Annotated in this window: 18 protein-coding genes and 1 pseudogene; 10 read left to right on the top strand and 9 right to left on the bottom strand. The window is 43.0% G+C overall.

The window, feature by feature from the left end; all coding sequences use genetic code 11:
- Nucleotides 1–87 precede the first annotated feature (87 nt).
- The 4 genes from LC065_RS04865 to nei all read left to right on the top strand — a co-directional run bounded on the left by LC065_RS04865 (nt 88) and on the right by nei (nt 2,823).
- A complete protein-coding gene (locus LC065_RS04865) occupies nt 88–318 on the top strand; it encodes a hypothetical protein (protein ID WP_226593473.1) in 231 nt (76 codons plus the stop codon).
- Nucleotides 290–1,276: a DUF3231 family protein gene (locus LC065_RS04860; protein WP_226593475.1), complete on the top strand. Its 987-nt coding sequence runs from the start codon at nt 290–292 to the stop codon at nt 1,274–1,276. Before LC065_RS04865 ends, LC065_RS04860 begins: the two co-directional genes overlap by 29 nt.
- Before the next feature lie 23 nt (nt 1,277–1,299).
- Nucleotides 1,300–1,767 (top strand): hypothetical protein, encoded by a 468-nt coding sequence (locus tag LC065_RS04855; protein WP_226593477.1) that lies wholly within the window; start codon nt 1,300–1,302, stop codon nt 1,765–1,767.
- 168 nt (nt 1,768–1,935) lie between these two features.
- Entirely contained in the window at nt 1,936–2,823 is an 888-nt protein-coding gene (gene nei / locus LC065_RS04850) for an endonuclease VIII (protein ID WP_306163779.1), read from the top strand.
- Here nei and LC065_RS04845 read toward each other — a convergent pair.
- The 9 genes and pseudogenes from LC065_RS04845 to rpmH all read right to left on the bottom strand — a co-directional run bounded on the left by LC065_RS04845 (nt 2,787) and on the right by rpmH (nt 11,259).
- Nucleotides 2,787–3,548, bottom strand: coding sequence for a glucose 1-dehydrogenase (locus LC065_RS04845; RefSeq protein ID WP_226593481.1), 762 nt, complete (start codon nt 3,546–3,548; stop codon nt 2,787–2,789). The genes nei and LC065_RS04845 overlap by 37 nt on opposite strands.
- A gap of 114 nt (nt 3,549–3,662) precedes the next feature.
- Entirely contained in the window at nt 3,663–4,145 is a 483-nt protein-coding gene (locus LC065_RS04840) for a metallophosphoesterase family protein (protein ID WP_264187915.1), read from the bottom strand.
- 118 nt (nt 4,146–4,263) lie between these two features.
- Nucleotides 4,264–4,980: a 16S rRNA (guanine(527)-N(7))-methyltransferase RsmG gene (gene rsmG / locus LC065_RS04835; protein WP_226593486.1), complete on the bottom strand. Its 717-nt coding sequence runs from the start codon at nt 4,978–4,980 to the stop codon at nt 4,264–4,266.
- A gap of 17 nt (nt 4,981–4,997) precedes the next feature.
- Nucleotides 4,998–6,889: pseudogene (mnmG, locus tag LC065_RS04830) on the bottom strand (tRNA uridine-5-carboxymethylaminomethyl(34) synthesis enzyme MnmG).
- Between the two features lie 50 nt (nt 6,890–6,939).
- Nucleotides 6,940–8,316, bottom strand: coding sequence for a tRNA uridine-5-carboxymethylaminomethyl(34) synthesis GTPase MnmE (mnmE, locus tag LC065_RS04825; protein ID WP_226593490.1), 1,377 nt, complete (start codon nt 8,314–8,316; stop codon nt 6,940–6,942).
- A 713-nt stretch (nt 8,317–9,029) separates the two neighbouring features.
- Nucleotides 9,030–9,644, bottom strand: a complete 615-nt coding sequence (gene jag, locus LC065_RS04820) for an RNA-binding cell elongation regulator Jag/EloR (protein ID WP_226593492.1) — start codon at nt 9,642–9,644, stop codon at nt 9,030–9,032.
- Complete coding sequence (gene spoIIIJ, locus LC065_RS04815; RefSeq protein ID WP_226593494.1) at nt 9,644–10,402, bottom strand: YidC family membrane integrase SpoIIIJ; 759 nt, start codon at nt 10,400–10,402, stop codon at nt 9,644–9,646. Before spoIIIJ ends, jag begins: the two co-directional genes overlap by 1 nt.
- A gap of 112 nt (nt 10,403–10,514) precedes the next feature.
- Nucleotides 10,515–10,868 (bottom strand): ribonuclease P protein component, encoded by a 354-nt coding sequence (gene rnpA, locus LC065_RS04810; protein ID WP_226593496.1) that lies wholly within the window; start codon nt 10,866–10,868, stop codon nt 10,515–10,517.
- 253 nt (nt 10,869–11,121) lie between these two features.
- Nucleotides 11,122–11,259, bottom strand: a complete 138-nt coding sequence (gene rpmH, locus LC065_RS04805) for a 50S ribosomal protein L34 (protein ID WP_160910483.1) — start codon at nt 11,257–11,259, stop codon at nt 11,122–11,124.
- A 673-nt stretch (nt 11,260–11,932) separates the two neighbouring features.
- Here rpmH and dnaA point away from each other — a divergent pair.
- The 6 genes from dnaA (at nt 11,933) to gyrB (ending at nt 18,590) form a co-directional block, all read left to right on the top strand.
- A complete protein-coding gene (gene dnaA, locus LC065_RS04800; protein WP_226593498.1) occupies nt 11,933–13,288 on the top strand; it encodes a chromosomal replication initiator protein DnaA in 1,356 nt (451 codons plus the stop codon).
- A gap of 174 nt (nt 13,289–13,462) precedes the next feature.
- The gene (gene dnaN / locus LC065_RS04795) at nt 13,463–14,602 is read left to right on the top strand and encodes a DNA polymerase III subunit beta (protein ID WP_226593501.1); all 1,140 of its coding nucleotides are present in this window, start codon (nt 13,463–13,465) and stop codon (nt 14,600–14,602) included.
- Between the two features lie 350 nt (nt 14,603–14,952).
- Nucleotides 14,953–15,174, top strand: coding sequence for a S4 domain-containing protein YaaA (yaaA, locus tag LC065_RS04790; protein WP_226593503.1), 222 nt, complete (start codon nt 14,953–14,955; stop codon nt 15,172–15,174).
- Between the two features lie 15 nt (nt 15,175–15,189).
- Nucleotides 15,190–16,308: a DNA replication/repair protein RecF gene (gene recF, locus LC065_RS04785; protein ID WP_226593505.1), complete on the top strand. Its 1,119-nt coding sequence runs from the start codon at nt 15,190–15,192 to the stop codon at nt 16,306–16,308.
- A gap of 9 nt (nt 16,309–16,317) precedes the next feature.
- The gene (gene remB / locus LC065_RS04780; protein WP_089650744.1) at nt 16,318–16,602 is read left to right on the top strand and encodes an extracellular matrix regulator RemB; all 285 of its coding nucleotides are present in this window, start codon (nt 16,318–16,320) and stop codon (nt 16,600–16,602) included.
- A gap of 65 nt (nt 16,603–16,667) precedes the next feature.
- Nucleotides 16,668–18,590 carry a DNA topoisomerase (ATP-hydrolyzing) subunit B gene (gene gyrB / locus LC065_RS04775; RefSeq protein ID WP_264187901.1) on the top strand — a complete coding sequence of 641 codons (1,923 nt, stop codon included), beginning with the start codon at nt 16,668–16,670 and terminating at the stop codon, nt 18,588–18,590.
- Nucleotides 18,591–18,629: the final 39 nt, after the last annotated feature.

The raw sequence follows: 18,629 nt of genomic DNA, 5'->3' as shown, positions 1-18,629 counted from the left end.
ACTAGTCTGACTTCTTTCTCCTATCATCCTCTTTTCGTAATAATTTATACCTGTACGGAAAGTATAAAAAGACAAGGAGGACGAACCATGATTTACGCATATGTATCCCCACTATTCATCGTTGCTCTCGTTTTTTTATCAACCGTGTTCGTCATCGACTGGTTAGCTAAATTATTGATATATATTTTTCTTGTGAACCTGGTGTGTTTACCTGGTTATCTGTTGTACAAGGAAGAAGTGAAAGAAACTAAATTAGCGCCGCCACCATCATCACAGGAGGGAAACCAATATGTCCCAAAAAACTCTGACAGCCAATGAAATCGGGCTATTATGGACACAATATATTCAGAACAGTATGGCCATCCCTGTTTTGGAACATTTTCAATTAACCCACAGGGATGAAGAAATTCAATCGTTGATTACTCTGGCAAAGGAAATTGCGGACCATGGAGTGAACGATTGTCGTCGTTTCTTTGAAGAAGCAGAACTTCCCGTTCCCAATGGCTATACCATGGATGACTTGAACCCGAATGCACCGAAGCTGTTTACAGATCCATTCATGTTGACCTTTTTAGAGCATATGGGGCAGGCAGGCCTTACCTCTGATGGTTTTTCATTAGGGGCTTCTTCAAGAGAGGATGTAAGGAATTTTTTCAGCGGACGCATTCAAAAGCAAGACCAACTTTTCCACGAGTGTGTGAACATTGGACTCGAGAAAGGCATTTATACAAGACCTCCTCAAATTGCCATAAAAAAAGAAACAGAATACATCGAATCCAAAAGTTATTACCATCCTTTTAGTAAACGATCCTTGAATGCGATGGAAATCACTCATTTGTATGAAAACATAAAAAATAACACGATCGGAGAAGTGTTATGTCAAGGGTTTGCTCAGACAAGTAAAAATAAAACAGTCAAAGAGTATATGAAACAAGGGAAGAAGATGTCGATTAAACATCGCAAATTATTCTCAGAACTTTTGGATCAGTCCGGAATTATGACACCGATGGTATCTGCGAACTTCTTAACTACAAACACCGATCCTGTCTTTTCCGACAGACTCATGATGTATTTAATCAGCGTGCTTGCTTCAGCTGGACAAGGGAATTACGCGACTAGTTCATCTGTAAGCCTTCGTTACGATATCATTTTCACCTATCAAAAGTTGATTATAGATACAGCGATCTATTCCAAAGACGGTCTGGATATCATGATCCACAATGGATGGTTTGAAGAACCCCCTCAAGCTCCAGACAGAGAGAAACTCATCCAATAATTTTTAGCGGAAGAGGAATCGATATGAAAGAAAAACGACTGGAAATTTTATTATGGAGCATTGCTTTTCCGGGATTCGGCCAGCTATTGAATGGACATCTCATCAAAGGACTCGCCTTCATTCTCTTAGAAGTGATTCTCAACGTGAATAGCTCTTTCAACATGGCGATTGTCCATAGCTTTCACGGAAATATAGAAAAAGCCATTGAAGTGACGGACTATCAATGGCTCATGTTTTACCCATGTGTGTATATGTTCGCCGTCTGGGATGCGTACCGTGAGGCGGATGGGGAATGCGCGCCCTATAGCTTTGTCCCTTTTGCTTTTTGCGCCTATTCCGTCACCGTTGGGCTCATCTATTCTCCTCTCTTTAAGGTAGGAGGAGTTTTAATTGGACCGGTCTGGCTTCCCATTCTATTCTTATTGCCGGGTATCATCATTGGACTTTTCGTAAGGTCATTATTATTACGCTCTTCCAGAAGCCCCTCATAGTTCCCAAAATGAAGGGGTTTTTGTTATGTTTGTTTGATTTTTCCAAAATGGTGGAATGACACCAAACAAACATGATTTGAGGAGGACTACTTTTATGATTAGAGAATCACAAGTCAGTTCATCCATGGTGGAATGTTTACATCCAGCTAATCGAAAGGAACGAAACAGATGCCAGAAGGACCAGAAATCAGACGAGCTGCTGATTCAGTAGAAAAAGCATTAAAAAACAGAACCATCATTGATCTCAGTTTTGCTTTCGACCATTTACAAGGATATGAAGAAATTCTGCGTGGGTCCACAGTGACACGAGTCGACACCAAAGGAAAAGCCATGCTCATTCGTTTCGACAATGACAAAATTATTTATTCGCATAATCAATTGTACGGAAAATGGTATATCAGGAACGCTTACAACTACCCGAAAACGAACCGGCAATTGCGGCTCGCCATTCATAATGAAAAAAAATCCGCCCTGCTTTACAGTGCGTCAGATATAGAAGTGCTGACAGATGGAGAAGAGGATCATCACCCTTTTCTTTCAAAAGTAGGACCCGATCTATTAAGTGAAGATGTGACGCCAGATGATCTTTTTGCACGTTTTCAGGAAAAGAGATTTCACCGGAGGAAATGGACCTCTCTATTACTCGATCAAGCATTCATCGGAGGAATCGGAAATTATTTACGCAGTGAAATTTTATTCGTTGCTGGGATATCTCCCTTTTCACGACCGATTGACTGCACAGAGGAACAGCTTTACTGCGCCGCAAAAGCGTGCATCGACCTGATGTGGCGTTCCTATGAAAACAAAGGCATCACAAACGATCCAGCCCTTGTGGAAGAATTGAAAAAGCAAGGTAAAAAGCGCTATGAATACAGACATTGGGTGTTCAACCGCGAAGGCCGACCGTGCCGGATCGATGGGACGGAAATTATCAAGTTCCGTGCCGCTTCCCGTCGCTGTTACTACTGTCCGACCTGCCAAAAAAAATCCCGCTCCTTCATAAAAGGAGCGGGATTTTTTTATCTTCCCAACCAGCCACCATCAACGGCCAGCTGATGTCCATGCACATAACGGGAAGCATCGGAAGCAAGAAAAACAACGGCACCAATGAAGTCTTCCGGTTTCCCCCAGTCGCCTGCTGGTATTCGATCAAGAATTTGTTTGTTTCTGTCTTCATCCTGAATGAGCGCTGTGTTCATATCAGTCGCGATATAGCCAGGCACGACACTGTTGACATTCACTCCTTCTTTCGCCCATTCATTGGATAGAGCTTTCGTCAACTGTGAAACGCCACCTTTGGAGGCCGCATAAGCCGGTACACGAATTCCTCCCTGGTAGGACAGCAAGGAAGCGAAATTGATGATTTTCCCACTCTTCTCCGATACCATATAGCGCCCCGCTTGCTGACAGAGCGTCCACGTCGTTTTCAAATTGATATTCAGAACATCATCCCAGTCCTCCTCTGAAAAATCAACAGCATCAGAACGCCTTTGGATTCCAGCAGCATTCACTAAAATATCCACACGCCCGAACGCTTCCACCACAGATGGAATGGCCTCTTTCACTTGCTCTTTATCATTCAAATCACATGGAATGATGTGGCAGGTACGACCATAACCCTCAATTTCCTCTTTTACATCGATTTGTGATGTGTTTCTCTGTAACAAAGCAACATCGGCTCCAGCTTCAGCAAGGCCGATCGCCACAGCACGTCCGATCCCTCTTGTTCCACCAGTAACCGCTGCTATTTTTCCATCTAAACGAAACATACTCTCAGACATTCCAATCCCCTTTCACGCTACGATAGCGTTTACATTCTCTTATAACCCTTTCGATATGTAGAAAGGAAATTCCTTTCATCATTTAAAATTTATCTATGAAATTTATTTTCATAATCAAGGAAAGAAAATATGTTCTGCATGGATTCCATCCTTCGTTAAGGAGATTTTCCCGAATGAATACATTGGCAATCGCCTTTTATCAGTGAGAGATCCCGGGTTGAACAAGAGGGTTTTCTTAAAATAACGGAGAACCGGGATATGAGAGTGTCCGTAAATCAACACGTCCACGCCGTCATCCTTAAAAGCTTCCAGTGCACGTTTTTCCGTCGTTTTTTTCTCTCCATGGCCATGGACAAGGCCAATCCTGTATCCTTCCCATTCCAACATTTGTTTGGCTGGAAATTCACTTTGGATCTCTTCAGCATCCACATTGCCATAGACTCCGTAAACGGGAGCATAGTCTTTCAACGTCTCATAAAGCTCTAAAGTCTGCCAATCTCCCGCGTGAATAATGGCATCCACATCCACCAATTCTTCTAAAAAACGCTCCGGAAGCTGTTTCGCTTTTTTCGGCATATGTGTATCCGAAAGCACCATGATTTTCACTTATAATCCCCTCCTTTATGTTCAGGTCCTGTAATTCTGATTCTACGCTCTCATTCTCCTATTCCCTAAAAAAATAGCCTCTCTACCAACGGCAGAGAGGCAAACGATGTTATTGAATCGGTGTTTTATTCGGTGTTCCCGCTTTTCTCGGGTATTTCTTCGGTGTTTTTCTTCTCTTTTCGATGATGGCGATGTTTCGCTCACTGCCCTCTTCAGGCAATTCAAACGTGTGGACATCAAGCACTTCACCACCGACGGTTTGGATCGCAATTTTTGCGTCTTCCATTTCATCCTTCAAATTCGGGCCTTTCATGGCCATGAACCTGCCGCCTTTTGTAGCTAATGGCAAACATAATTCACTAAGGACGGACATTCGCGCAACGGCGCGTGCCATCACGAGGTCATAACTTTCACGGAAATTCGCATTTTTCCCGAAGTTTTCGGCACGATCATGATAAAAAGCGACATCATCCAGCTCCAATTCGTGGGCTAAGTGGTTCAAAAATGTGATTCGTTTTTTCAAAGAATCGACAATCGTCACTTTTAATTGCGGAAAGACGATTTTCAATGGCAAGCTCGGAAAACCGGCCCCCGCTCCGACATCACAAATACGGAGCGGTTGATTGAAGTCATAGTAGAAGGCAGCCGTCAATGAATCATAAAAGTGTTTCAAATAGACGCCTTCTTGATCAGTGATGGCCGTGAGATTCATTTTCTCATTCCACTCGACAAGAATGTCAAAATACTTTTCAAACTGGCGCTGCTGTTGATCGTCGAGCTCTATGCCATGTTCCTGTAATGCTTTAAGAAAGGTGTTGATATCCATAAGTCCATCCTTTCAAATTATTCCCCGGATACGCGGGCGATTTTCCCTTGTTCAATATAAACAAGCAGAATGGAAACGTCCGCCGGGTTCACCCCTGATACGCGGGAAGCCTGGCCCGACAGATAGTGGCCTGACGGATTTCAGACGGTCACGAGCTTCTGTCGCCAGGCCGTGAATCGCATCATAATCAATATCCTCTGGAATTTTCTTCGTTTCCATCTTCTTCATACGATCGATTTGTTCCAGTGCTTTTTTTAATATAGCCGCTGTATTTCACCTGAATCTCCACTTGCTCTTTAACATCATCAGGCAGAGGAACCTCGCTTGGAGTTAAACGTTCCAAGTGGCTGTAATTCATTTCTGGACGTTTCAGTAAGTCAGTCGCACGAATAGCATCTTTCAGCTTCGATCCACCTGCTTCTTCGATGACAGATTGAACTTCGTCCGTATCTTTCAAAATGACTTTGTCGAGACGTTTTTTCTCTTCTTCGATCAAGCGTTTCTTCTCTTGAAAGCGCTCATAACGGTCTTCAGGAATCAAACCGAGCTGATAACCGATTTCTGTCAGTCGGAGATCCGCATTATCATGGCGAAGCATTAAACGGAATTCCGCACGTGATGTCAAAAGTCGGTACGGTTCGCCTGTACCTTTGGTCACAAGGTCATCGATCATGACGCCAATGTAACCTTGAGAACGGTCAAGAATCAAAGGTTCCAAATCGAGCGCTTTTGCAGCCGCGTTGATTCCTGCCATCAAGCCTTGTCCAGCAGCTTCTTCGTATCCGGAAGTTCCGTTAAGCTGTCCAGCTGTAAACAGGCCTTCAATCTGCTTCGTTTCAAGTGTCGGCCATAACTGTGTTGGCACTACAGAATCATACTCGATCGCATAACCGGCACGCATGATTTCCGCTTTTTCAAGGCCTGGAACGGTACGCATCATTTCATTCTGCACGTACTCTGGTAGAGAGGTGGAAAGACCTTGGACATAGACTTCTTCCGTATCTCTTCCTTCCGGTTCAAGGAAAATCTGGTGACGCGGTTTATCATTGAAACGGACGATTTTATCTTCAATGGACGGGCAGTAACGCGGGCCTGTACCTTTGATCGCTCCTGAATACATCGCAGAAAGTCCTAAGTTATCATTAATGATCCTGTGCGTATCTTCATTCGTGTACGTCAGCCAACACGGAATTTGATCAGTGATGAACTCTGTCGTTTCATAAGAAAAGGAGCGCGGCTCTTCTTCTCCTAGCTGAATTTCTGTTTTAGAATAATCGATGGTATGACTGTTGACACGCATTGGTGTTCCGGTTTTGAAACGGACCATTTCAATGCCCATTTCCTCCAATTGTTCAGAAAGAGAAACAGTAGAACGCTGGTTGTTCGGGCCACTTTCATATGACAAATCGCCAATGATGACGCGTCCTCTCATGAATGTCCCTGTCGTAACGATCACAGTTGGAGCATAATAGGCCGCTTTCGTTTCTGTTACGACACCTTTGATCTGGTTATCCTCCACCAATACTTTTTCAACCATCGCTTGACGAAGCGTCAAGTTCTCCTGATTCTCAAGAACCCGCTTCATTTCTTTGATATACAGTGGTTTGTCTGCTTGCGCACGCAACGCACGCACAGCTGGACCTTTTCTCGTGTTCAAAAGACGCATTTGGATGTGCGTTTTATCAATGACTCGTCCCATAGCTCCACCTAATGCATCAACTTCACGTACAACAATCCCTTTTGCGGGACCACCAATGGACGGGTTACACGGCATAAAGGCAACGAGGTCGAGGTTCAAGGTCAGCATCAACGTTTTCGCCCCGCGGCGCGCGGCAGCAAGACCTGCTTCTACTCCGGCATGACCAGCACCAATAACAATTACATCATAATGCCCTGCATCATATGTCATTCGGATGACTCTCCTTTTTTATCGTAATGAATATCGTTCAAACAGAACGTTTATTTTCCTAAGCAGAATTGCGAGAATAACTGATCGATCAAGCTCTCGTGGACCGCATCCCCGATAATTTCCCCGAGGATCTCCCACGTTCTTGTGACATCGATTTGGACGACATCAAGCGGAACTCCCATCTCCATCCCATTTTTGGCATCTTCAAGGGCTTGTTTCGCTTGTTTTAACAACTGAACATGGCGGACATTCGAAACATACGTCATATCCCCAGCATCAAGATCTCCTTCAAAGAATGTATCGCCAATCGCTTGTTCCAATTGATCGATGCCTTCTTCACGGATCAAGGATGTTGTAATTACAGGATGATCTCCAGCCATTTCCTTCACTTGATCAAGGTCTAAGCGTTGTTCCAGATCCGTTTTATTGACAATTACAATGATATTCATATCGCGGATCGCTTCGAAAAGTTTCTCATCCTCTTCGCTCAGCTCATCCCCATAGTTTAACACAAACAGGATCAGATCAGCTTCTTTTAGTACTTGTCTTGAACGTTCAACACCGATCTTTTCTACGATGTCTTCTGTCTCCCGGATTCCCGCGGTATCGACAAGCCGAAGAGGAACGCCGCGAACGTTGACATATTCCTCAATCACATCTCGAGTCGTTCCTGGAACTTCTGTAACAATCGCCTTATTTTCGTGGACAAGGGCGTTCATCAAGGAAGATTTACCGACGTTCGGACGGCCGATGATCGCCGTGCCCAGTCCCTCTCTTAAAATCTTCCCTTGCCTAGCTGTTTCAATAATCCGGGTGACTTCTTCATGCACTTCTTTCGTTTTCTCTTCCATCATTTCATGTGACATCTCTTCAACGTCATCATATTCCGGATAGTCGATATTCACTTCGACATGAGCGAGTGTTTCAAGAAGTTTTTGTCTTAAATCCTGAATCAGGTTTGATAACCGGCCATCCATCTGCTTCAATGCGACATCCATTGCCCGGTCCGTTTTGGCACGGATCAAATCCATGACCGCTTCTGCTTGTGAAAGGTCGATACGGCCATTCAAAAAAGCACGTTTCGTAAATTCACCAGGTTCAGCCAATCGGGCACCGCTTGCCAGCACAATCTCCAGCAGACGATTGACTGACACAAGACCGCCGTGGCAGTTGATTTCGACAATATCTTCTCTTGTAAAAGTTTTCGGGGCACGCATGACAGATACCATCACTTCTTCCGCCATTTCGCCCGATTCAGGGTCAATAATCTTTCCGTAATGCATCGTGTGGGAATCGACCTCATTTAAATCCTTCCCTTTGAAAAGGCTGGCAGCAATCGCCACGGATTCAGGTCCACTTAAACGGACAATGGCAATCGCCCCTTCTCCCATTGGGGTCGAAATTGCGGTTATTGTATCTGTTTCCACACGCACTCACCTCCTGAAAAATGTTTGATTTATATTTATCCACAACAGGAATATTATTAATGTCACTAACAAACTAGCTTACCACACCGCCACGTGTTTTGAAAAGATATCAACACATATATTCCCTATTTCTGCACCTTTTAGTTATCCACATGTGCATAACTCTTCCTATCATTTTCTCCACCATACCAGGGAACAATACGACCACCAGCTATTTATTGAAACATCTGGCAGGATTGTTGAGGACTTGATTTCGAGACTTTTGTGCCGGTGGATCGGGGCGGCGGGGAATGACTCGCTTTCCGCGGGAGTCTCCCCATTCCCCGCCGTCCCTTGCCATAATAGCTTCTCGAAATCATTTCTTTGAACACCTGCTTAGAAAAGTAGGGTGAACATATCCAAGTACTATTTTATAGCTTTCTCCGTCTCAAAAGCTCTTGGTCCTAGGAGGTAGTTTCGAGCATCTTTCTATCGCATGGTGGTTGGGAAAACGGTGAGACTCCTGTGGGAATGGATTGGCTGGCGAGACCCCACAGGACGAAGTCCGAGGAGGCTTGCCGTCATCCCCACGGAAAGCGAGCCGTTTTCCCAACCACCACACCCTCCCACAAAAGTCTCGAAACTGAGTCTTAAAGAATAGGGAGCGTTTGTTGGTTTAGGAACCATAAAAAATGCTTCTGTTCATAAGAGATGAACAGAAGCATGATCCAACATTATTGAGGTCGGATGACGACGTGTCTGCGGGGGTCATTCCCGTCAGAATCCGTCTCGACTTTTTTATGGTTTTGCAGCGCACTGTGTATGATTTTTCTTTCATACGACGGCATCGGTTCAAGCTTCACTTCCTGATTGGTCCGAACCGCTTTTTCAGCCAATCGGTGCGCGAGATTTTCTAATGTTTCTTTTCTTCGACCACGATATCCTTCCGCGTCTAACATGACGGTATAGAAGACATCGGACTCGCGATTCACGACGAGCTGTGCCAAATATTGAAGAGAATTCAATGTTTGGCCACGCTTGCCGATCAGCATCGCAATCTTTTCACCTTCAAGCTCCATATGAATGTCGCGCTGACGGAGCTCTGTTTTCACTTGGACAGGAGCGCCCATTTGTTCTGCTACTTCATAGATGAATGTTTCGACGTCCTGCACTGGATTTTTCTTGATCGTTGCTTTTACAATCGCTGGTTTCGTACCAAAACCGAGAAATCCCTTTTTACCTTCATCAATGATCTCGACATCGATTTGATCTCTTGATGTGCGTAATTGCTCTAGTGCTGTTTGGATCGCCTCATCAACTGTGGTACCTGTAGCAGTCCATTGCTTCACTAGTTTGCTCCTCCTGTCTCATCTTTCATCATTGGTCTACGAATGAAAATGGTTTGAAGAATCATGACAATGTTACCGACAATCCAGTACAACGCTAGGGCAGATGGGAAGAAGAACGCGAAAGTACCAATCATCAATGGCATGATATAAAGCATCATTTGCATTTGTGGATTCTGCGCAGCTGCGCCTCCAGCCATCATCAATTTTTGTTGCAAGAACGTGGTTCCCGCTGTCAGAATCGCTAGAAATGGATCTGATTGTCCAAGCTCAAGCCATAGGAAGTTATGGGTTTGAACCTCTTGCGTTCTCATAATCGCGTGGTAGAAACCGATCAAGATCGGCATCTGCACAATAATCGGCAAACAACCCGCTAGTGGATTGACACCGTTTTTCTGGAAAAGCTGCATGGTTTCTTGTTGAAGCTTCTGTTGTGTCTGAGCATCTTTTGAAGAATACTTCTCTCTCAGTTCTTTCAATTCCGGTTGAATATCCTGCATCGCTTTTGAACTTTTCAATTGTTTGACGTTCAATGGCAGCAGCAAGACACGGATAATGATCGTAACGACGATGATCGCTAATCCGTAACTTCCATTCGTGGCATCAGCGAAAAACAACAATGTTTGTGATAATGGATAAACAATATATTCATTCCAAAATCCTGTACTATCCGAGGTGATTTCTTGGTTGACGTCCATACACCCGGATAGGAACGTAAGCATACCTGTCATCGCGACCAGGATGAGTATTTTATTCCGCAACGTTCCTTCCTCCTTAATGAAATCGCTCTTCTATCTTTTTAAAATGCAAACCGATGAATGACTATACGACAATCATAAGTTTAGCATTAGTTGACACCATAATTCTATATGATTACGTGCGAATTTTTTTATTTAATAGCTTTGACCGTGATAACACATGGGTCAAGCTTTTCTTTATCTCGTGAAATTCCATTTGGTTCGTCGGTTTACGTGCAATGATGACAAGATCATAATTCGGATGGATGTCTGCCTCCAGTTCATGGAAAGCCTGACGTAAATACCGCTTGATCTGGTTCCGCATGACTGCATGTCCAATTTTCTTGCTTACGGATAAACCGATTCGAAAATGGGATTGTTCTTCTTTTTTCATGTAATAAAGGACCAACTGGCGATTGGCGAACGACTGCCCGCGACGAAAAACCTTTTGAAAATCTTCATTTTTTTTAATACGATAAGCTTTTTTCATCGAACAACCTCCAAAATCACAAACAAGGTGGCTTGGGCAGACCGTTTTGCCTTCCACTATTCTCCCTGTAAGAGATCATTTTACCATTATGTAGGAAAACATCTCTTTTTATCCTTCTCTCACTTTTTTTGGCGATCGAAGTTTTATTAAGAATACGCTCTTATTTTCTCTAAAAAAACAAAAGAGGGACGAAGATCCGCCCCTTCTTTTGACCATTATACTGAAAAAAAGACCACTGATTGTTTTCAGTGGCCTATGCTGATAGAACTTTTCTTCCTTTACGACGACGACGTGCAAGAACATGACGACCATTCTTACTGCTCATACGTGCACGGAAGCCGTGTACTTTTTTGCGCTTACGATTATTTGGTTGAAACGTGCGTTTACTCATTATATATACACCTCCTGAGGAAAATTCCAATAATACATCTAAAAGGCAGTCCCGATTAGTATAATAAATCCCCTTGCTTTTTGTCAACTTTTATTTTAAGAGTAATCTCTTAAAGATCCCGCCCCGTTATATAACAGGTCTGTACTATAACAAGTTGGATCAATCTTAAGAAATAAGCGAACAAAATCTCCCCCTGGCGAACATTAACAGGATCTGTGTATAATTTAAACCTGCGTTTTTTACTGTCCACAACAAATATCGACAAGAAAATCACAAAATATAGTGTTGTGGATGAGTTTTGTCTACAAGGCGTTGAAATTGTGGATAAGTTAGTGTGAACCATTGCAACTGCCGTTTTTATCTGGTATTATATTTGTGTTTAACCGTGAATGACTTCTGAAGACCATAAATCTTTTCCACAGATTGTGGATAACGTGTGGACAGTTATTAACACGGCTGTTTATGTAGTTATGCACAAGAGTGTGGATATTGAAAATAACTTTCTAGAACTCTAGTAAAATCAACTTTCGGACATCCACATCCGATCAGAGGTTTTTTAACGACATCTATTATACAAACCTTATACGATTACCTTTCGATCCTTTTGCTACGTTCGAAAAAGAGAACGAAAGGTTTTTTTGTTTTCCACTGAAACAGAGAGGGGTGAAACAATTTGGAGAACATCAATGAATTATGGAACAATACGCTCGAGCAGATTAAAGAAAAAATCAGCAAACCGAGCTTCGAAACATGGCTGAAAGCAACCAAAGCAGATTCTTTAAATGAAAATACGTTGACGATCGTTGCTCCGAATGAATTCGCCAGAGATTGGCTTGAAAATCAATATGAGAGACTGATCACGGAAACTTTATATGAAGTGACAGGGGCGGAACTTGATACAAAGTTTATTATTCCGGAATCTAAGGACGACTCCCTGGAAGATGTGAAACTATCATCTAAAAAAGTACCGAATGTAAAAAACAATGGAAACGATGAATCACCACAAAGCATGCTGAATTCCAAATATACATTCGATACTTTTGTCATCGGTTCAGGCAACCGCTTCGCTCATGCAGCTTCCTTAGCTGTTGCAGAAGCACCAGCCAAAGCCTATAACCCATTGTTTATCTATGGTGGCGTAGGACTTGGTAAAACGCACCTGATGCATGCAATTGGACATTATGTACTCGATCATAATCCGAATGCTAAAGTCGTTTATCTATCATCAGAAAAGTTTACGAATGAATTCATTAATTCCATTAGAGACAACAAGGCCGTCAACTTCCGTAATAAATATCGAAGTGTCGACGTGCTTTTAATAGATGATATACAGTTCCTAGCTGGAAAAGAACAAACACAGGAAGAATTCTTCCATACGTTCAATACACTCCATGAAGAGAGCAAGCAGATTGTCATATCCAGTGACCGTCCGCCAAAAGAAATCCCTACACTGGAAGATCGTCTGCGTTCACGATTTGAATGGGGACTGATTACAGACATTACTCCGCCTGATTTAGAAACGAGAATTGCGATTCTTCGTAAGAAAGCAAAAGCTGAAGGGCTGGATATCCCGAACGAAGTGATGCTTTACATCGCCAATCAAATCGATACGAACATCCGCGAACTTGAAGGTGCGCTGATCCGTGTCGTTGCTTATTCTTCTTTAATCAATAGTGATATCAACGCGTCGCTTGCAGCAGAAGCTTTGAAAGATATCATTCCTAGCTCGAAACCTAAGGTCATTACGATTGAAGCCATTCAGGAAATGGTCGGTGAAAAATATAATGTGAGACTGGAAGATTTCCCAGCGAAGAAACGGACAAAATCCGTAGCTTTCCCAAGACAGATTGCGATGTATCTATCCAGAGAGCTCACAGATTTTTCATTGCCGAAAATTGGAGAAGAGTTTGGAGGTCGCGACCATACAACGGTCATTCATGCTCATGAAAAAATCTCAAAAATGGTTGCTGATGATCAACAGCTGCAAAAAGAATTGGATGAAATCAGAGAACAATTAAAATCTCACTAGTGGATAATGTGAATAGAGATTGCACGTTCATCAACACCCTATCCACATGTGGATAACCTTGTGAAATAAACCTTTAACCTTGTTATCCACATTTCCACAGCCCATACTAGTACTATTACTGCATTTATAATAAAAATAATTAATATATGCTCAAGTAGGAGGAGTGTATTCAAAATGAAATTTGTTATCCAAAGGGATCAATTGATCAATAGTGTTCAAAACGTCATGAAAGCCATCTCTTCCAGAACGACGATTCCAATTCTTACAGGAATGAAACTCGAAGCGACTGAAGAAGGAATTAAATTAACTGGTAGTGATTCAGATATATCGATTGAGTCTTTCATACCTAGTGAAGAAGACGGCATCGTTTATGTAGAAAACATCGAACCGGGAAGTATCGTTCTTCAGGCTAAATATTTTCCTGATATTGTTCGTAAACTTCCTCAAAATACTGTAGAGATTGAGAGTGACCATACTCGGAATGTCACCATCCGTTCTGGAAATGCAGAATTCCATCTAAACGGACAAGATCCAGAAGAGTATCCTCAGCTTCCGCAGTTACACACAGAAGAAAGCTTTGAATTACCGATTGACCTTTTGAAAAATTTGATACGTCAAACTGTTTTTGCGGTATCGACATCTGAAACAAGACCGATTCTTACAGGGGTTCACGTAAAACTTGAAGACGGAAACCTTGAATTTATCGCGACAGACAGCCACAGGTTAGCCTCACGTAAAATACCTTTGGAACAACCAGAAGGAAAATCTTTACCGGCGGTTGTCATTCCTGGTAAAAGTTTGACGGAATTAAACAAAATTCTGGATGATTCCGAAGATACGATCGAAGTGAGTGTGACAGAAAATCAGGTTTTATTCCGTACGAAACATTTGTACTTCCTCTCCCGCTTGCTTGATGGAAATTACCCGGAAACTTCCCGTCTGATCCCCGAACAAAGCAAGACGATCGTCAAAATTGATGCGAAAGAATTGCTGCAATCGGTGGATCGTGCGTCTCTTCTTGCGAAAGAGAATCGCAACAACGTTGTTCGCTTAATTACTAAAGAAGACAATCATCTTGAAATTACAGGTAACTCCCCGGAAGTAGGGAATGTTGTTGAAGAAGTGATGGCGACAGATGTAAACGGGGAAGACTTGAAGATTTCTTTCAGTGCCAAGTATATGATGGATGCACTGAAAGCGGTCGATTATGACCAGGTGAAAGTTGAATTCACAGGAGCCATGCGTCCATTCTTGATTCGCCCTGTAGACGACGACCAGATTTTACAGTTGATTCTTCCAGTACGAACTTATTAAATCTTAGAAAAAGGTTAACGTAAAAAGGTGCTTTATGTTTTGCATAGAGCACCTTTTCTAATTGGTCAGATTTTATGTTTTATCAATGAATTCCAACTCCGTGAAGGCTATGTTGATAATTGTTCGTTTTCACAGCATTAGATAGTTAGACTCCTAAGTATTATGGTGTGAACAAGCAAAAATCGAAAATGAACGAATGGTGAAAGAATGGGGCAGTGAGAAGGTTGAAATGTCATCAAACAAAAGATGAAAGAGGCAGACAGACCTGTTTCGTTGTCTTCCACTTTCCTTACACTCCTATCTTTAGTAAAATGGAAGATAGGTGAATTCATGAAATAGGGTGAAATGATATGAGCGAAGAGATCGGTATTAGTACAGAATATATTCCATTAGGGAAGTTTTTAAAATTAGCCAATATTGTCGAATCTGGTGGAATGGTGAAAATTTTCTTGTCGGAATTTGAAGTTTTCGTAAACGGAGAACCTGACAATCGTCGTGGCCGCAAACTGTATGTGGGCGATACAGTAGAAGTTGAAGAATTCGGCAGCTTCACTGTCGTTAAAGAAGCTTAGGTCAGGCGCCTTTTAATGTATATCCATGAGTTATCATTACGTTCGTTCAGGAACTATGATGAGCTCTCATTGACGTTTGACCATAAGATCAATGTCATCATTGGTGAAAATGCCCAGGGAAAAACCAATCTGATGGAAGCGATCTATGTCCTCGCTTTTACAAGATCCCATCGTACGCCACGAGACAAAGAACTCATACAGTGGGATGAAGAGTATGGTAAAATAAAAGGGAGTATCTTTAAACGGAATCGTCGCTTTCCTCTTGAGATCATTGTTTCTAAAAAAGGGAAAAAAGCGAAATTGAATCATATTGAGCAAAAGCGTCTGAGCGACTACATCGGCGCTTTAAACGTGGTGATGTTTGCACCTGAGGATCTCAATCTTGTAAAGGGGAGTCCTCAGGTGCGTCGTCGGTTTATTGACATGGAAATCGGCCAAATTCAGCCCACATATATATATCACTTAGGTCAATATCAGAAGATTCTCAGACAACGAAATCATCTGTTGAAAGATTTGCAGCGAAAGCCGGGAGCAGACCGGACGATGCTCGGTGTTTTGACAGAACAGCTGATTGAACATGCGACAACGATAGTCGAACGCCGTTTCAAATTCTTACAGCTTCTAAGGTCATGGGCGACACCGATCCACGAAGGAATCAGCCGGCAGCTGGAACAGCTTGAAATTGCTTATGATGCCAGTGTCCGAGTATCAGAGGATATGAATTTGGAAACAATAAAAGATACATTCTCTGATAAGTTTGCAGAAATTGAATCAAAAGAAGTGGAACGCGGGACGACGTTGGCAGGACCACACAGAGATGATTTGGTTTTTTATGTGAACGGAAAAGACGTACAAACGTATGGATCACAGGGACAGCAGCGGACGACAGCTTTATCTTTGAAACTCGCTGAAATTGAACTGATTCATAGTGAAGTAGGCGAATATCCCATTTTACTTCTTGATGACGTACTTAGTGAACTGGATGACTTTAGACAATCGCATTTGCTTCATACGATTCAAGGAAAAGTGCAAACGTTCGTTTCTACGACAAGTATTGATGGAATTGAACATGAAGCACTGGAACAAGCGGAGATTTTCCGTGTGAAAGAAGGAACGATAGACGTAGAGAAATGAGGTGGCGAATTGTTCATTCATATCGGGGATGATCACGTCATCCAGTCGAAGGATGTCGTAGCGATCATTGATCATAGTTTGATTTCATCTTCTTCCATCATCGAAGAAATGATTCATAACCAACGTAAGGAAAAGCAGGTCATTGAAACGGAAGACCACCAGGCGAAAGCCATTGTAATCACGAATGATGTCATCTATTTCAGCCCATTATCTGTCTATACTTTGAAGAAGCGGGCGAACATGATGACGACACTGAACAAACTGGAAGATTTCTCGGAAGAGTCCGATTTTTAATATACCGATAGACGAGAGACGTAAGGGATTAGAGATAAACCACTTGAGAAATGTAGGTGAGTACCATGAAGGAAGATATTATCGAAGAGCAGCAGGCATATGATGAGAGTCAAATACAGGTACTGGAAGGGTTGGAAGCGGTAAGAAAACGTCCAGGAATGTATATTGGTTCTACGAACGAAAAAGGCCTGCACCACCTCGTATGGGAAATTGTCGATAACAGTATCGATGAAGCGATGGCCGGTTTTTGCGATCATATTCAAGTCGCGATTGAAAAAGACAACAGCATTACCGTTACCGATAACGGCCGTGGTATTCCTGTCGGGATCCAGGAGAAAACGGGCCGTCCCGCTGTTGAAGTCATTTTGACCGTTCTTCACGCCGGAGGTAAGTTCGGCGGGGGCGGATATAAAGTATCCGGAGGACTCCATGGTGTAGGGGCGTCCGTCGTAAACGCTCTGTCTACGAAACTGGAAGTGTTCGTTCACCGTGATGGAAACATCCATTACCAGGCTTATCACCGTGGTGTTCCAGAAGAAGACTTGAAGGTGATCGGAGAGACTGATCAGACAGGAACTCGCATCCAATTCAAACCAGACCCTGAAATCTTCTCAGAGACAGAGGAGTATAAGTTTGAGATTCTTGCAAATCGATTGCGGGAGCTAGCTTTCCTTAACAAAGGTCTTACCATCACGATCGAAGATAAACGTACGGATGAAGAGCCTGTGAATTACTATTTTGAAGGCGGAATCCTATCCTATGTCGAACACATGAACCGTACGCGTGAAACTTTGCATGAGGCCTTTTTCATCGAGGATGAACAAGATGAGATTTCCATCGAAATCGCCATGCAGTACAACGATGGATTCGCGAGTAATATTTATTCCTATGCCAACAACATCCATACGTATGAAGGCGGAACACACGAATCTGGTTTCAAGACCGGTTTGACACGTGTGATCAACGACTATGCGCGTAAAAACAATATGTTCAAAGAGACGGATCCGAATTTGACAGGAGACGATGTCCGGGAAGGTTTGACAGCGATCATCTCGATCAAACACCCGGACCCGCAGTTCGAAGGTCAGACAAAGACGAAACTCGGTAACAGTGAAGCTCGTACCGTTACGGACTCTCTGTTCTCTGAGAGTTTCACAAAGTTTCTTTTTGAAAATCCGAACATGGCGAAAACGATTGTTGAAAAAGGATTGATGGCTTCAAGAGCAAGAATGGCTGCGAAAAAAGCACGTGAACTGACGCGCCGTAAAAATGCCCTGGAGGTTTCCAACCTGCCGGGTAAACTGGCGGACTGTTCTTCCAAAGATGCCAACATCTCTGAACTTTACATCGTTGAGGGTGACTCTGCCGGTGGATCAGCCAAGCAGGGACGCGATCGTCATTTCCAGGCGATTTTGCCATTGCGCGGTAAAATCATCAATGTCGAAAAAGCCCGCCTGGATAAAATTCTTTCCAACAACGAAGTCCGTGCCATCATTACAGCCCTTGGTACTGGAATCGGTGAAGAATTCGATATTTCAAAGGCACGTTATCATAAGATTGTCATCATGACCGATGCCGACGTCGATGGTGCACACATTCGTACCTTACTATTAACGTTCTTCTATCGTTATATGCGTCCATTGATTGAACATGGCTATATCTATATCGCTCAGCCACCGCTTTATAAAATCCAGCAAGGAAAAGCGATTTACTATACGTATAGTGATAAGCAGCTGGATGCAAAGCTTGCAGAGCTGTCCAATTCACCGAAACCCGGCGTTCAGCGATACAAGGGTCTTGGGGAGATGAACCCGGAACAGCTTTGGGAAACGACCATGGACCCTGAAACAAGAACGATGCTTCAGGTCAGCTTAGAGGATGCGATGGGGGCGGATGAAACCTTCGATATTCTTATGGGAGACAAAGTCGAACCGCGTCGTAACTTCATTCAAGAGAACGCCCAATATGTACAAAACCTTGATGTTTAATATAAAACAAATGTCATGAAAGAGTGGGAAAGGGAGGCG

Source organism: Halobacillus litoralis (assembly GCF_020524085.2).
Classification (GTDB): domain Bacteria; phylum Bacillota; class Bacilli; order Bacillales; family Halobacillaceae; genus Halobacillus; species Halobacillus litoralis_E.
This window is presented reverse-complemented; position numbering and strand designations above follow the sequence as displayed.

Excerpts from the sequence above, each read along its gene's own strand:
- LC065_RS04840 (WP_264187915.1), bottom strand. The coding sequence starts at position 4,145 with ATGGTGCTTTCGGATACACATATGCCGAAAAAAGCGAAACAGCTTCCG.
- LC065_RS04860 (WP_226593475.1), top strand. The coding sequence starts at position 290 with ATGTCCCAAAAAACTCTGACAGCCAATGAAATCGGGCTATTATGGACA.
- rsmG (WP_226593486.1), bottom strand. The coding sequence starts at position 4,980 with ATGGATATCAACACCTTTCTTAAAGCATTACAGGAACATGGCATAGAG.
- LC065_RS04855 (WP_226593477.1), top strand. The coding sequence starts at position 1,300 with ATGAAAGAAAAACGACTGGAAATTTTATTATGGAGCATTGCTTTTCCG.
- yaaA (WP_226593503.1), top strand. The coding sequence starts at position 14,953 with ATGAGCGAAGAGATCGGTATTAGTACAGAATATATTCCATTAGGGAAG.
- LC065_RS04865 (WP_226593473.1), top strand. The coding sequence starts at position 88 with ATGATTTACGCATATGTATCCCCACTATTCATCGTTGCTCTCGTTTTT.
- nei (WP_306163779.1), top strand. The coding sequence starts at position 1,936 with ATGCCAGAAGGACCAGAAATCAGACGAGCTGCTGATTCAGTAGAAAAA.
- gyrB (WP_264187901.1), top strand. The coding sequence starts at position 16,668 with ATGAAGGAAGATATTATCGAAGAGCAGCAGGCATATGATGAGAGTCAA.
- dnaN (WP_226593501.1), top strand. The coding sequence starts at position 13,463 with ATGAAATTTGTTATCCAAAGGGATCAATTGATCAATAGTGTTCAAAAC.
- recF (WP_226593505.1), top strand. The coding sequence starts at position 15,190 with ATGTATATCCATGAGTTATCATTACGTTCGTTCAGGAACTATGATGAG.
- LC065_RS04845 (WP_226593481.1), bottom strand. The coding sequence starts at position 3,548 with ATGTCTGAGAGTATGTTTCGTTTAGATGGAAAAATAGCAGCGGTTACT.
- rpmH (WP_160910483.1), bottom strand. The coding sequence starts at position 11,259 with ATGAGTAAACGCACGTTTCAACCAAATAATCGTAAGCGCAAAAAAGTA.
- rnpA (WP_226593496.1), bottom strand. The coding sequence starts at position 10,868 with ATGAAAAAAGCTTATCGTATTAAAAAAAATGAAGATTTTCAAAAGGTT.